11 protein-coding genes are annotated in these 14,609 nt (G+C 71.1%); 6 read left to right on the top strand and 5 right to left on the bottom strand.

Going from position 1 to position 14,609, the window contains the following annotated elements:
* Positions 1–6: 6 nt before the first annotated feature.
* Positions 7–534 (top strand): hypothetical protein, encoded by a 528-nt coding sequence (locus tag ACGFNU_RS27155; RefSeq protein ID WP_392597972.1) that lies wholly within the window; start codon positions 7–9, stop codon positions 532–534.
* A gap of 18 nt (positions 535–552) precedes the next feature.
* On the opposite strand, the gene ACGFNU_RS27150 is transcribed toward ACGFNU_RS27155, so the two are convergent.
* From ACGFNU_RS27150 to ACGFNU_RS27140, 3 genes are all read right to left on the bottom strand, one after another.
* Complete coding sequence (locus tag ACGFNU_RS27150) at positions 553–2,046, bottom strand: sugar ABC transporter ATP-binding protein (protein WP_392597970.1); 1,494 nt, start codon at positions 2,044–2,046, stop codon at positions 553–555.
* Between the two features lies 1 nt (position 2,047).
* Complete coding sequence (locus ACGFNU_RS27145) at positions 2,048–3,064, bottom strand: sugar ABC transporter substrate-binding protein (protein ID WP_392597968.1); 1,017 nt, start codon at positions 3,062–3,064, stop codon at positions 2,048–2,050.
* Positions 3,065–3,163: 99 nt separating this feature from the next.
* Positions 3,164–4,171, bottom strand: a complete 1,008-nt coding sequence (locus tag ACGFNU_RS27140; RefSeq protein WP_392597966.1) for an ABC transporter permease — start codon at positions 4,169–4,171, stop codon at positions 3,164–3,166.
* 169 nt (positions 4,172–4,340) lie between these two features.
* Here ACGFNU_RS27140 and ACGFNU_RS27135 point away from each other — a divergent pair, with 169 nt between their 5' ends.
* The 3 genes from ACGFNU_RS27135 (at position 4,341) to ACGFNU_RS27125 (ending at position 7,691) form a co-directional block, all read left to right on the top strand.
* Positions 4,341–5,081 (top strand): SDR family NAD(P)-dependent oxidoreductase, encoded by a 741-nt coding sequence (locus ACGFNU_RS27135; RefSeq protein WP_392597964.1) that lies wholly within the window; start codon positions 4,341–4,343, stop codon positions 5,079–5,081.
* A gap of 102 nt (positions 5,082–5,183) precedes the next feature.
* Positions 5,184–6,824, top strand: coding sequence for a thiamine pyrophosphate-binding protein (locus ACGFNU_RS27130; RefSeq protein ID WP_392597962.1), 1,641 nt, complete (start codon positions 5,184–5,186; stop codon positions 6,822–6,824).
* A gap of 42 nt (positions 6,825–6,866) precedes the next feature.
* Positions 6,867–7,691, top strand: a complete 825-nt coding sequence (locus ACGFNU_RS27125) for an IclR family transcriptional regulator (RefSeq protein WP_392597960.1) — start codon at positions 6,867–6,869, stop codon at positions 7,689–7,691.
* 72 nt (positions 7,692–7,763) lie between these two features.
* Here ACGFNU_RS27125 and ACGFNU_RS27120 read toward each other — a convergent pair whose 3' ends face one another.
* Positions 7,764–10,688, bottom strand: a complete 2,925-nt coding sequence (locus tag ACGFNU_RS27120; protein ID WP_392597958.1) for a glycoside hydrolase family 48 protein — start codon at positions 10,686–10,688, stop codon at positions 7,764–7,766.
* Positions 10,689–10,816: 128 nt separating this feature from the next.
* Positions 10,817–11,899 (bottom strand): LacI family DNA-binding transcriptional regulator, encoded by a 1,083-nt coding sequence (locus ACGFNU_RS27115; RefSeq protein WP_392597956.1) that lies wholly within the window; start codon positions 11,897–11,899, stop codon positions 10,817–10,819.
* Positions 11,900–12,217: 318 nt separating this feature from the next.
* Between ACGFNU_RS27115 and ACGFNU_RS27110 the strand changes: the two genes are divergently transcribed.
* Both ACGFNU_RS27110 and ACGFNU_RS27105 read left to right on the top strand, forming a co-directional pair.
* Complete coding sequence (locus ACGFNU_RS27110; protein ID WP_392597954.1) at positions 12,218–13,006, top strand: hypothetical protein; 789 nt, start codon at positions 12,218–12,220, stop codon at positions 13,004–13,006.
* A gap of 8 nt (positions 13,007–13,014) precedes the next feature.
* A complete protein-coding gene (locus tag ACGFNU_RS27105) occupies positions 13,015–14,562 on the top strand; it encodes a cellulase family glycosylhydrolase (protein ID WP_392597952.1) in 1,548 nt (515 codons plus the stop codon).
* Positions 14,563–14,609: the final 47 nt, after the last annotated feature.

The following is a 14,609-nucleotide window of genomic DNA, read 5'->3' as shown; positions in this document are numbered from 1 at the left end:
CGCGCGATGACCACCCCCATCAAAACCATCGAAGAAACCCCATGGATCGCCGACATGCTCGCGGCGGTCTTCGACTTCGACGTGACGGACCCGTCGCACACTCCCATCGAACCCCTCCACCTCGCCGGGGGCGGCCGCCTGGACCCGATCGCCCGAGACGGCGCGGGCGGCACGTACTACCTCTGCGGCGACGGCGACGAGCGCCCCGTCCTCTACGCCGATTCCGAAGGCGGAGCAGCCCTCCTGGCCCCCTCCCTGGCCGCCGCGCTGGCGATCATCATCCAGCTGCCCTTCTGGCGGGACTGCCTGGGTCCCGACGATCTGGAGAAGATCCGCGCCTCGATCCCGGCCCTCGAACAGGAGTACCTCGACGAAGAACCGGACCTTTCCCTCCACCGCACCCGCCTTCTCGACGCCCTCAACCTCACCCCAGGCGACGCCCTCCCACTACTGCTGGCCACAGCAAGAGGCGCCGGCCCCGAGTACGCGGTCCTCAACGAAGACGGCGACCCGTACGAGTCACTCTGCGAGTGAGGCGCACGACGCTGGGGGTTATCTCTGGCGGGGGGCATTTCGTTTGGTGTTGGTGGGGCGGGCGAAGCCGGCGTTCATGGCCAGGCTCAGGTCTTGCTCGGTTGCGTCGGTGAGCTCTGCGGTTATCTGGCCGTGCTGGAAGATGAGGACGCGGTGGCAGAGTTCGGTGAGTTCGGTCAGGTCGCTGGAGGCGATCAGGACGGGGCGGCCTGACTCGGCCAGGTCGCGGATCAGGTCGTGGACCTCCAGGCGGGCGCGGACGTCTACGCCTCGGGTGGGGTCGTCCAGGAGCGCCAGGGTTGGAGCGGCGTCGAGCCATTTGCCCAGGACGGTTTTCTGCTGGTTGCCGCCTGACAGGGCGCTTGCGGGGAGCGTCAGGTCGCTTGAGATGCGGAGCTTGGTGGCCTGGGTTTGCGCGCGGGCTTGGCGGGGGCGGCGTGGGGGGAGGGCGCCGTCACGGCCTAGGCCCAGGCTTCGGACGGCGGTCAGGTTCTCCCAGACGGGGCGGTCGAGCATGAGGCCGCGTGCCTTGCGGTCGCCGGAGATGTAGGCGACGCCTGCGGCCACTGCCTGGCGGAACGAGCGGGGGGTCGTTCCTGAGGGGAGTGTGACTTGGCCTGAGGTCGGGTGCTTGCGGCCGCAGATCACGTCGAAGACCGCCAGGTGGCCTGCGCCCTGTAGGCCTGCTAGGCCGACTATTTCGCCTGCGGTTGCGGTGAGGGAGACCTTGTGGAGGTGGGGGGTGGTGACGTCGGTCAGGTGGAGGGCGGGGCCGTTGGATGTTGGTCGGCGGGTGGGAGTGGTGGGGGGTATGGCTTCGCCGAGCATGGCTTCGACCAGGGATCCCAGGCTTACTTTGGTGGTTTCTCTGCCGGTGAGCACCGTGCGGCCGTTGCGTAGGACCGTCACGCGTTGGGCAATGCGCATGACGTCCTCCAGGTAGTGCGAGATGTAGAGGACCGCCAGGCCGCGTTTGGCGAGGCCACGGATGGTTTGTTCCAGCCTGGCCACTGCTTCGCGGGGAAGGGTTGAGGTTGGCTCGTCCAGGACGAGGATGCGGGGCTCTTGCAGTAGGGCCCGGCAGATCTCCAGGAGTTGGCGGTCGGCTAGGGGCAGCGTGCCGACGCGGGCGTGGGGCGGGGCTGAGAGGCCCAGTTCGGCTAGGACGGGCGCCGCGCGGCGGGCCAGTTCACGTTTGCCGGCCATGCGGTTGTGCGGGAAGAGGTTCTCCAGCACGATCAGGTCGCCGAAGGTCATCAATTCTTGGGAGACGACCGCCACGCCGTGCGCGGCCGCTCGCCGGGCGTCGGTCAGGCGGACGGGGTGATTTTCGATGGTGATGGTGCCCGCGTCGGGGCGCAGGACGCCGCAGAGGATCTTGACGAGGGTGGACTTGCCCGCGCCGTTCTCGCCGACCAGGCCGTGCACCTGGCCGGAGACGAGTTCGATGCCGGCGTCGTCGAGGGCCACCACGCCGCCGAAGTGCTTGGTCAAGCCGGTGGCGGTGAGCATGTCAGCGGGCCTGGCCGAGCGGCTTCAGCATGCCGTCCATGCCCGCGAGGAGCCTGTCGATCTGCGGCTTGTACCAGGTGTACGAGGCGTCCGGCGAGGTCTCGCGCTGGATGATCTGGCTGACGTTCTCCTTGGTCACCACGAAGCCGGGCATCGGGAACCAGCCCTGGGGCAGATCCTTGCCCGCGCGCACGCGCTCCACGAGGACGGCCGTGGCGATGTAGCCCTTGAGGAAGTGCTCGGGGTCGATGCCGATGAAGTTGGTGCCGCGCTTGATGGCCTCCAGGGATTTGGGGTCCACGTCGAAGGCGGCGGTGAGGTAGGTGCCCTTCTCCTGCTCCTTGATCTTGGCGAGGTCGTAGCTGTCGGCGTCGCCCACGCCGAGGAACGCCAGGGCCTTGGGGTGGGCGTGCACCTGGGCGAGCCAGGCGTTGTAGTTCTGGGCAGGGTCGCTGTACGTCTGGTACGGGCCGAGCACGGTGATGCCAGGGGCGAGTTTGCTGAGGGTCTCCTTGACGCCTTTGGCGCGGCTGTCCAGAACGGGCGTGCCAGGGTTGGGTACGCCGACGATTACCTCACCCTTGGCGTCCTTACCGAGCTTCTTCACCGTTTCCTGGGCGAGCAGCGCGCCGAGCGCATAGTTGTCGTTGCCGACGTAGAACTCCATCCCGCTGCCATTGGTGGGTGCGGTGTCTAGCGCCACTACTGGGATGCCCTTGGCCTTTGCTTGCGCGGCGGGACGGGTGAACAGCGGCGGCGCGAGGTTTTCCAGCACGATCCCGTCGGGGTGCGTGACGGTGAGGTTCTGAAAGAGCTGGACCTCGGCGGGGCCGTCGGTGTTGGGAGGCCCGGCCACCTTGAAGTCGACGTCGCCGGCGTGCTGCGCGGCGGACGTGGCGCCGAGATACATCGAGCGCGCGAAGTTGAGGCTGTTGTTGGCCACGGCGATGGCCATCTTGAGCTGCTTCTTCTCCGAGCCTGAGCCGGAGTCGCCGCAACCCGCCGCGGTGGCGACCACCAGGACGACGGCGAGAAGCCCCGCTCGGCGAGGACGACGACGAAGACAGGGACGCGAACGGGGACGAGGACGCATCGGAACCTCCAGGGAACAGGGGGATCAGCCCGGACGGCCGCGGACGGGAGAGGGCAGCCCGCGGACGGCGGCGTCCACGGCCACCGCGACGAGGATCACCGCGCCGGTGGCGAACGTGGTCCAGTTGATCGGGATCTGGAAGAACACCAGCGCGGCGGCCACCACGTTGAAGATCAGGCAGCCGACCGCGGCGCCGGCGACCGAGCCGCGCCCGCCCGCCCGCGGGGTGCCGCCGATGATGCAGGCGGCGATCGCGGTCAGCTCGTACCCCTGGCCGATCGTCGGGTCGCCCGCGCCGAAGAACGCCAGCGCCAGCACCGCGGCGACGCCCGCCATCAGCCCGGACAGCGCGAGCGCCTTGACCCGGGTGCGGGTCATCGGCAGGCCGGTGAACTCGGCGGCCTCGGGGTTGGAACCGATGGCCCGCACCTGCGAGCCGAACCGGCTGCGGGTCAGCAGCACGGTCAGCACGGCGACGGCGGCGGCGAAGACCCAGACGGCCGTCGGCACTCCGGCGAGGTTCCCGCCGCCGACCCGGAACAGGGCGTGGTCCATCGGCATCCCGCCGATCTGCTTGCCCTCCGCGAGGGCCAGCCCGATGCCGCGGAAGAGCATCGCCGTGGCCAGCGTCACGATGAACGACGGCAGCCGCATCAGGGTCGTGACGAGGCCGTTCACCGCACCGAGCGTCAGTGACAGCGCCAGGACCACCGCCACCGCCAGCCACGGCCCGGCCCCGTGCGTGATGAGCACCGCGCCGGTCACCACGCTCATCGCGTACAGGCCGCCGACCGACAGGTCGACCTCCCGCATCGCCAGCGGGAACACCATGCCACAGGCCATCAGCCCGACATAGACCGTGTTCTGCGCGGTGGACAGCAGGTTGCCGGTGCGCAGGAACTCCGGATGGGCCAGGCCGACGCCGAGCACCAGCACGACCAGCACCGCGACGACGCCGGTCTCGTCCCGGAGGACGGCGCGCAGCCAGGCGGGCCGCGTCCAGGCTGCTCGCGTCCAGGGTGTCGCGGACATGTCGGTGATCGGCTCCTTCGCGTCCTGACGAGCCCGTGCCCCGGCGGCGTGTCCGGCGGGCTCGGGTGCCGTGAGCATCCATGGCGGTCAGGACCCGGACAAGCGGGCCGTTTCACTGAACGGAACACGGTCCTTGCCGGGTGTTCCGGCGCCACGCAGGCTCCGACCCATGAGCGAGCGGATCGATCGGGTCGCGGTCGTCACCGGGGCCGCCCGGGGGCTCGGCCAGGAGTTCGCCCTGGCGCTGGTCGCGCACGGGTACGCGGTGGCGGGGCTGGACGTCGCCGATCAGGACGAGACGGCGCGGCGCGCGGGAACGGACCGCTTCGTGCCCCTCACGGCCGACGTCACCGACCCGGACGCCGTCAACGCCGCGATCGGCAAGGCCGCCGCCCGTTTCGGCGGCCTGCACATCGTGGTCAACAACGCCGGCGTCTATCCGCCGATCCCGTTCGAGGACACCACGCCGGAGGACTGGCGCCGGATCATGCGGCTCAACCTGGAGGGGCCGTTCCTGGTGACCCGCGCGGCGCTGCCGCACCTGCGCGCCGCGGGCTGGGGCCGCATCGTCAACATCGTGTCGGCCGTGGTGTTCCTCGGACCGCCAGAGCTGGTGGCCTACACCGCGTCGAAGGCCGGGCTGGTGGGTCTCACGCGCGCGCTCGCCAGCGAGGTGGGCGTCGACGGGATCACCGTCAACGCGATCGCGCCGGGCCTCACCCGGACCGCGACCGCGGCGGGCAGCACGGGCGCGGACGGAGGGTTCGCCCGCGTCCGGGCCCTGCAGGCGATCCCGGTCACCGAGACCCCGGCCGACCTGGTCTCGACGCTGCTGTACGTCTGCGACGAGGGCAGCGGCTTCCTCACCGGCCAGACCATCAACGTCGACGGTGGCTCGGCCCGGCACTGACCCCCGGAGGACGTGATGCGCGAACGACCCGCCCCCCGACGCAAGGAGCCGGCCGCGTGAGCGCGAAGCGGCTCCTCTCATGAACGCGAAGGAGTTCGCCGCATGAACCCGTCCGCCGCGCTGCTCGAGATCCTTCGCGACGAGGGGGTGACGCGGGTCTTCGGCAATCCCGGCACCACCGAACTGCCGCTGCTGGAGGCCCTCGCCTCCGCGCCCGGGCTGGAGTACGTGCTCGGGCTGCACGAGGGGCCGGCCGTGGCGATGGCCGACGGGTACGCGCGGGCCACCGGCCGCCCCGCGTTCGTGAGCCTGCACGCGGCGGCGGGCGTGGCCAACGGGCTGATCGGCCTGCTGAACGCCGCGCGGTCGCGGACGCCGCTGGTGGCCGTCGCGGGCCAGCAGGATCGGCGCCATCTGATCCAGGACCCGATGCTCTCCGGGGACCTGACGGCTCTCGCGTCGCCCGCCGTGAAGTACGCGATCGAGGTGCACCAGGCGTACGACCTGCCCGTGCTGCTGCGCCGGGCGTTCGCGCTCGCCGTCCGTCCGCCCGCCGGGCCGGTGCTGCTCTCGCTGCCCATGGACGTGCTGGAGGGCGACGAGGACGTGCCGGTGCCCGCCCGTACCCCCGCCGCCGTCCCAGGCTCAGCGCCCGCCGACGAGATCGAGCGCGCCGCCGCGCTGCTGGAACGCGCGCACCGGCCCGTCATCATCGCGGGAGACGGCGTCGGACGGGCCGGAGCGATGGACGATCTCGTTGCGATCGCCGAACGGCTGGGCGCGGCCGTCTACCACCAGCCGATGTTCGACGCGCTGTCGTTCCCCTGCGGGCATGCCCTGTACGCGGGTGCCCTGCCGCCCCGCAACACCCTCGTCCGCGAGGCCCTCCAGGCGTACGACACCCTGCTGCTGACCGGCTGCCGTGCCTTCACCCCGCACCACTACACCCCCGGATCCCCGATTCCGGACGGCCTGACCGTCGTGCAGGCCGACGCCGACCCGGCGGAGATCGGCCGCAACTTCCCCGCCCACGCCGGCCTCGCCGGGGACCTGCGCGGCACGCTCCGCGCCTTGGCCGAACGGCTCCCCGATGAGGTCCCCGCCGCCAAGGAGCGCCTTCGCGCCGTGACCGCCGAGAGCGCCGACCGCCGCACCGAACTCGACCGGCGGGCCCGCGCCGCCTACGGCCCGGCCCCGCTCGCCCCGCTCGCGGCGGCCCACGCGATCGCCGCCGCGCTGCCGCCCGGCGCCGTCCTCATCGAGGAGGCGATCACCGTCGGGGTCCTGCTGCGCGGGACGCAGCGGCTCGACCGGCCCGGATCGTACGTGCACACGGTCGGCGGCGGGCTCGGCTGGGGGATCGGCGCGGCCATCGGCACCCGGCTGGCCGTCCCGTCGCGGCCGGTGATCGCGGTGCTCGGCGACGGCTCCGCGACGTTCGGCCTGCAGGGCCTGTGGACGGCGGCGCGGTACGGGCTCCCGGTGCTCTTCCTGGTCATGAACAACGGCGAGTACCGCACCCTCAAGGACACCCTCGACGAACGCGGGCATATCAGCCCCCCGTACGCGGGGCTCGACCTCTGCCCGCCGGCGCTCGACTGGCTCGCCGCCGCCCGGCTCTTCGGCGTCGAGGGGCGCCGCGTCGGCTCGGCCGCCGGGCTCGCCGAGCTCGTCGCCGCGGCCCCACGGCTTCCCGGCCCGTTGCTGGCCGAAGTCCCGATCACGGCACACCCCGGGAGGTGAGGACCCTTGCGACAAGAACACGTTCCGGAGGACGATCAGGAAATGCGCCAGGAGATCGGCCGGTCCGCCGACGGCGAGGCCGCTCCGGTGACGGAGCCGCCCAAGTCGGTGCTCGCGCGCGGCTTGCTGCTGCTGGACGCGTTCGGCGCCGCCGACACCGAGCTGACCTTGGCCGAGCTGGCGCGGCGCACCGGACTGCCCAAGCCGACGGCCCACCGTCTGCTCGCCGAACTGGTGCGCTGGGGCGGGCTGGAACGCACGTCCGGCGGCTACCGGCTGGGAATGCGGCTGTTCATCCTGGGACAACGCGTCCCGCGCCCGCGCGGCCTGCGCGAGGCGGCGCTCCCATACCTGGAGGACCTGTACGAGGCGACGCACGAGAACGTGCACCTCGCCGTCCTCGACGGCGTGGACACCCTTTTCCTGGAGAAGGTCAGCGGCCGCCGTTCGATGCCGATCGTGTCGCGCGTGGGCGGACGTCTGCCGGCGTACTGCACCGCGACCGGCAAGGTCTTCCTGGCCCTCGGCCCCCCGGAGAACCTGCGGCAGGTGCTGTCGGCCGGGCTGCCCCGGCACACCCCGCACACCATCACGATGCCCGGCCTGCTGCGCCGGGAGCTGGAGCGCACGCTCGAACGCGGCTACGGCATCAACCAGGAGGAGTCGGAGACCGGCGTCTCGGCGGTCGCCGCGCCCATCTTCGACCACCGCCGCCGCGTCCTGGCGGCCATCTCCATCACCGGCCACGCGTGCCGCCTAGATCTCGGCCGCCTGGCCCCGGCCGTGCGCACAGCGGCGCTGGCGGTCTCCCGCGAACTCTCCCAGGCCACGGCGAACGGCACCCTGGTCCTGTCCGACCGCCCCTAACCCAACCCAACGGCGGCGAGACCCAGACCATGGACGAACCACGATCTGGGCCTCGCCACCGCCGCGTCGGAGTTACTCGTTGAAGAGACGGCCGTAGTCGGCCATGGCCAGGGCTATGTCTGCCTGCGCCCAGAAGCGGTGGTAGTTGAACGCGGGCGGCGTGGAGCTGGTGCCGTTCGCGTACGCCCAGACGCGGGCGTAGTCGGGGTCGCTCTTCAGGAACGACCGGATCGACATGAACGTCGAGCTGGAGTTGATCGGGTCGCCGTTCGGCATCGTGCCGGTCCAGCCGGCGGGGACGTAGACCGGGTCCTTCACCCGGCTGTAGTCGGCCTTCGTCTCAGAGACCGAGACGCCCTTGGTGTCCTGGTGCTTCCAGAGCGCGTCGAGGAGGTTCTTGGCGGTCTGCTTGGCCTGGGCGTGGTTCGCCTTGGCCGCGTACGAAGTGAGCGTGCGGGCCAAGGCGGCCGTGGTGCCCACGTCGTCCGTGTAGTCGGCGATGGTCACGTGCAGCCCCGCGTTGGCGGGCGGCATGCCGGACGTACCGGACCAGTCGGCGTCCGGCTGCCCGCTCCACCGCAGCGTGGCGGGCACCCGGTAGGCGCCGGTGGACGGGTCGGCGGTGACCTGCGGAAGCACCCAGGCGACCCACTTGTCGAGGATCGTCTTGGCGTTCGCGTCGCCCGTGACCTGGTAGTACTCGGCGACCCGCTGCATCGACCACACCTGGAACCCGAACCACTGGTTGCTGGGCGGGTCGTGGTAGACGGGCTGCCAGTCGTACGCCATGCCGAAGAACTTCGTCAGGCCGGAGGGCGGCGCGGCGTAGCTGCCGTCCCAGCTGTTGGTCACGCCGCCCGCGATGGCGCCCTCGGCCGACTGCAGCCACTTGTAGAGCTGCAGCTGGCGGGTCAGGCTGGCCTGCCAGTCGGCCTTGGCGCTCGCGCCCTTGGGGGCGAGCGCGGCATCGTTGACCAGCGCGTACGCGGCCATCGGGTTCTGGTAGCCGAAGTGCGAGGCGCCGTCGCCGATGCGCCACGACCAGCCGCCGCTCGTGCTCAGCGACCCGCCCCACGCGTAGTACCAGGACAGCAGGTAGTGCGCGCTGTTCTTGCCCGTCCCGCCGGGGCAGGACGTCGCGGGGTAGCAGTTGCCGATCTTCTTGAAGTACTTGTCGAAGAACGAGTACCGCAGGTAGTCGCCCATCTTCCCGGCCTTGGCGGCTACGGCGGAGACGTCGCCCGCCTTGCCCTGCTCCTTGGCCCAGACGTTCGCCCAGTACGCGGCCTGGACGGCGCGCGCGTCGGCGTCCGGCGCGTTCGTGAACTTCCACTGCTTGGCGTAGCTGGAGTCCTTGATGAACAGGTCCAGATAGCCGTTCGTCCCGCCGTACTTGAACGCGTCGCACGTCGGCTGCGGGATCGTCTCGAAGACCGACTCCTGCGGACCGCGCTGGTAGGTGTTGATGTACGAGGGACCGTCGGCGCTCGGCCCGTTCTCGCATCCGCCACCAGGCGTGTTGCCATACCCGTAGACGTTGTCGACGTCCTGCAGCCAGTGCATGCCGTAGATGTCGTCGGTTCCGTACGCGGACTTCAGCTCACCCGCGATGGGGTCCTGGCCCGCCGGGACGGTGCCGTCGATGGGGGAGGGGTAGGAGCTCACCTCGGGGTGCTCGGCCGCGTACGTCGCGGGCTTGCTCGCCTGGTACGAGGCGTTCGTGGGCTGATCCGCGTGAGTGGGGATCATGTACTTCTCCATCAGCGCCCAGGAGGCGTTGAACGGACCCCAGTCCTTGCTGACCCTGCCGTACATCGCTTCCAGCCAGATCAGATAGCTGTAGGCCTCGGAGGTCGTCTCGTGCCCATGGTCGGGCGCCTCCACCATGAACGTCTCGACCGAGTGGTACGGGATGCCCTCCGGGCTGAAGTAGCCGCTCGCCGGGGCCTTGATCTTGTTGTACTGGTCGAGGAAACGCTGGTCGTAGACGCCGCCCGCCGCGTCGATCTGCCGGACGGTCACCTTGGCCGCCGCGTACCCGGTGGCCGTCGAGGTGAAGGTGGCCTCGCCGCTGCCGGTCGCGGCCGCGGTGATCTCCACGTTCTGCGCGGCGGACCAGTTCTGCGGCGTGAAGGTCAGCGTCGCCCCGCCAGTGACCGACAAACTGGTGACTCCAGCCGTACGGGCCGTCGTCACGGTCACACTTCCCGCGGGCGCCTCGGACAGCTTGATCCCGTAGGTCGCCTTGGCGCCCGACGCGAGGCTCAGCGCGGTCGGGCTCGCGACGATGCTCGCGCCCTGCGTCACCGTGATGCCGACGGGCGCCGACTCGGCGGTCGCGCCCGTGCTGTCGGTGACCTTGGCGTAGAGCGAGTAGTTCCCGGCCGCCGCAGGCGCCCAGGACAGGGTGTACGGAGCGGTGGTGTCGGCGCCGAGCAGACCGCTCTGGTCGTAGAACTCCACCTTGCCGACCGTCGCCCCCGACCCGGCGGCGGCCGTCGCGGCGAGCGGCACCGTGCCGCCCACCGAGTAGGTGGCCCCGGCGGCCGGGCTGGTCAGCGCGACGGTCGGCTGCGACGACGACTGGTTGCAGCGGACGCCGTTGAACGTGAAGGCCGCCGGATCGTCGTTGGTCCCGCTGTAGGTGAACTGCGCGCCCACGTTCACGGTGGCGCCGGAGGCGAGCGTCTTGTTCCAGCTCTCGTTCTCGACCGTGACCTGCTGGCCGGTCTGCGACCACTTGCCGCTCCAGCCGCTCACCAGGGTCTGGTTGCCCGAGTAGGCGTAGGACAGCTTCCAGCCGTCGACCGCGTCACCCTGGTTGGTGATGTCGAGGCTCGTGGTGAAGCCGGTGTTCCACGCGTTCTTCTTGTAGACGACCTTGCACGCCACCGCCGCCTGCGCGGCCGTGGTGCCGGCGGCCACCAGGCCGCCGCAGAGCAAGGTCAGCAACACGCTCACCGCCGTGAACGCGCGCCATCGATGCCGTCTTCTCACCAGATTCTTCCTTTCATCAATGCCCAAAGCCCATGGGCCAGGGCGTGAAGTGGTGTGCGGGCAGGGTCAGCAGGCCGATCGGGTGGGCCGATCGGCTGATGGGGACGCGTGCGCGGGGCGCGGGTGGGTCAGGCCGAGTCTCGGATGATCAATTTGGTCTTCAGGACGACGCCCCGGTCGGCGGCGGTCCGTCCCGCGATGTGCGCGCGCAGTTCGCGGACGAGCCGGGCGCCCAGTTCCTCGACCGGTTGCCGCACCGTTGTCAGGCGGGGGTGGGTGCGCTGGGCGATCGGGGCGTCGTCGAAGCCCACGACGGCGACGTCGTCGGGGACCCGGCGGCCGGCGCGGCGCAGCGCGCGGAGGGCCCCGGAGGCCATCAGGTCGGACGCGGCCAGCACCGCGTCCAGGTCGGGCCGCCGGTCGAGCAGGCGGTCCATCGCGTGCTCGCCGGAGAGCGGGCCGAAGTCGCCGTGCCAGATCATTCCGGTCACGTCCAGCCCGGCCTCCCGGACGGCCCGCCGGTACCCGGCCAGCCGGTCGGCGCCCGCGCCCATGTCGGCCGGGCCCGCGATGGTGGCGATGCGGGACCGGCCGGTCGCGAGCAGGTGCCGGACGGCGGCGCGCGCGCCGCCGCAGTTGTCGACGTCGACGTAGGGGAGTGCCGGGTCGCTCAGCGGCCGTCCGGCCAGCACCACCGGGGCCCCGGCGGTCGCGTGCACCAGCGCGGCGGGATGGTCGCGGTGCGAGCCGATCAGCAGGACGCCCGCCACATGCCCGCCGCGGAGGTAGTCCGTGGTGACCCGCCACTCGTCGGGCTTGCCCACCATGAGGACGGCCAGCGGGGCCCGGCCGTCGAGCTCCCGCCGGACGCCCCACAGCAGGCGCGAGAAGAACGGGTCGGCGAACACCCGGGCGCTGTCCTCGCAGAGCACCGCCGCGATCGCCCCCGACGGGAGCGGGCTGAGCGCGGGCTGGCGGCGCCGCACGTAGCCGAGCCGTTCCACCGCCCTCTCGACCTGGAGGCGGGCCTGGTGGCTGACGCGGGCCGAGCCGGTGAGGACGCGGGACGCGGTCGCCGGCGAGACACCGGCGAGCTCGGCCACGTGCGCGAGCGTGGGGGGCCTGCGGTCGCGGAGCGGCCGGCTCTCGTGCATCGGCTGGCTGCCGCGGATCGCGATGGCCGGGTCGGTGGACGGTTCGAGGATCGTCACACTGGCACTCCCTTCGGGGTGCTCCGGCCGTCGGGATCGGCCGGAGGAGGGGAGTAGTGGGAGCGCTCCCAAGAATCCGGTGACGAGCCGAGACTGTCAAGAGCCGTTTACAAGTCTCGTGAAAAGCCGTGGAACGACCCTTTCCGCTGGGCGCCGAGCCGTTCTACGGTCACGTCGCAATCAGGAGTGGGAGCGCTCCCAAGCACGATGGATCCCGACGGATCAGGAGGTTCGATGCAGGCCTTGCCGAGACCGCCGGTGCCGCCGGGACTGTCAAGACGGCGGAAACCGTCAAGACCGCGGCGACCTCCAGTGCCGTTGGCGCTCAGGGCTCTGGCGGCGGTCGTGGCCGTTCCGCTGCTGGTGTCCGGCTGCGGCGGCGCGGACGATCCGCAGCGGCGGGCCGCCACGACGAGCTTCCCGCACGACGCGCCCACCCTGCTCGCCGCGGGCACCGGCAATCTCGAAGGCGCCGCGTCGTTCCGCCTGACCATGCGGATCGCCGTCCCCGCCGAGAAGGGGCGACCGGCGTACAAGCTGGACATGGCCGGTGTCTGGGACGCGCGAAGCCAGGCCGGGCGGATGGACGGCGTGCTCAAGGACGCGCATGCCACCGTCCTGTCGATCAGCGGCACCGAGTACGTCTCGGTGCCGCCGAAGGTGCGCCGGCGGACCGGCCGGACATGGCTCCGGGCCACTCGCGGCACGCGCACGTTCACCGAGTTCCCCGACGTCCACCGGGTCGCCATGCTGCTGCGCACCGCCGAACGGCCGTCGGTGACCGCCGAGGCCGGCGCGACCTGGCACGTGCGCGGCACGGTCGACCGGGCCGCCGCGCTGCGCGAGATTCCCGACCCGGCGTTGCGCGCGTTCGTGCGGACGTTCCCCGCCACGACGGGCTTCGACCTGTGGACCGACGACGCCGGCCGCCCGAACCGCGTCCGCCTCACGCCCGCCGGCGACGCCAAGAAGATCACCGGAACCGTGGAGCTGTCGGACTTCGGGGCGCGCCCGCACGTCCAGGAGCCCGCCGCGGCCCAGATCCTCGGTTCCCTCCCCGCCACCGACCCCACCACCGCTCCCACCAAGAAGCGCGACCGAAGGTGAAGGACTCCATGAGATCGTTCCCAGCCCGCACCGCCGCGGCCGCCTCGCTGACCGGGGCCCTCTGCCTGGCGGGATCGCTCGTCACCGGGGTCGGCTCGCTCGGTTCGGTCGCGGCCCATGCCGCGGTGTCCTGCGAGGTGGACTACACCAAGAACGACTGGGGCTCGGGCTTCACCGCCGCCATCGGCATCACCAACCAGGGCACTGCGGCGCTGAACGGATGGACCCTGACGTACTCCTACGCCGGGAACCAGAAGCTCTCCCAGGGCTGGAATGGCCGGTGGTCCCAGTCCGGCGCGACCGTCACCGTCGCCAACGAGGGCTGGAACGCGACGGTGGCCGCCGGAGCGAAGATCGAGGTCGGTGCCAACTTCACCTACAGCGGCGCCAACGCCGACCCGGCCACGTTCAGCGTCAACGGCACCACCTGCGGCGGCACGCCCCCGACCGATCCGCCGACCGATCCGCCCACCGGCCCCGCGCCCAAGCTCAAGGTCTCCGGCAACAAGTTCGTGGACGCGAACGGCAAGACCGTCGTCCTCCGTGGCGTCAACCGCTCGGGCGGCGAGTTCGCCTGCGTCCAGAACAACGGCTTCTGGGACGGCCCGATGGACGCCGCCTCCGTGACCGCCATCAAGAGCTGGCACGTCAACGCCGTGCGGGTGCCGCTCAACTCCGACTGCTGGCTCGGGCTGCCCAACGTCAACGCCGCCTATCGGGGCGCGGCGTACCAGAACGCGGTCAAGGGCTACGTCGGCCTGCTGCTGGAGAACGGCATCACGCCCATCCTCGAACTGCACTGGAGCAACGGGCTCTGGACCGGCTACGACACCCACTGCGCGACGGCCAACGCCGAGTGCCAGAAGCCGATGCCCGACGCGCGCTACTCACCCGAGTTCTGGAAACAGGTCGCGACCGCCTACAAGAACGACACGGCCGTCGTCTTCGACGTCTTCAACGAGCCGTATCCCAACAACCTCCAGGTCATGGACTACAACCAGTCCTGGAAGTGCTGGCGGGACGGCGGTGACGCCTGCCCGGGCCTGACCTACGAGGCTGCCGGTATGCAGGACCTGCTGGACGCCGTACGCAGCACCGGCGCTGCCAACGTCGTCATGGTCCCCGGCACGAGCTACTCCAACGACCTTGGCCAGTGGCTCGCCAACAAGCCGTCCGATCCCACCGGAAACCTGGCGGCGGCCTGGCACTCCTACAACTTCAACTACTGCAAGGACGCAGCCTGCTGGGACCAGCAACTCGCCCCTGTCGCCGCCCAGGTTCCGCTGGTCGCGGGTGAGATCGGCGAGAACACCTGCGGCCACTCCTACGTCGACACGCTGATGGCCTGGCTCGACCAGCACGGCGCGTCGTACCTCGGCTGGACGTGGAACACCTGGAACTGCTCCAGCGGCCCCTCCCTCATCAGCTCGTACGACGGCACGCCCACGGCGTACGGCGCGGGCCTGCGCGATCACCTCCGAGCCCTCCAAACCCTCCGAGCCCTCCAAGCCCGCCAGGCCGGTCAAGCCGGCCAAGCCCGTCGAGCCCGCTCCTGACCGGAGCACCGAGGCCGCTTGGCTCCCACTACGGACGGCCTCGGTGC

Source organism: Spirillospora sp. NPDC048911, from assembly GCF_043198015.1.
In the GTDB taxonomy this organism is placed as follows: domain Bacteria; phylum Actinomycetota; class Actinomycetes; order Streptosporangiales; family Streptosporangiaceae; genus Spirillospora.
The sequence above is the reverse complement of the archived record's forward strand: the minus strand, read 5'-3'. Positions and strand labels throughout refer to the sequence as shown.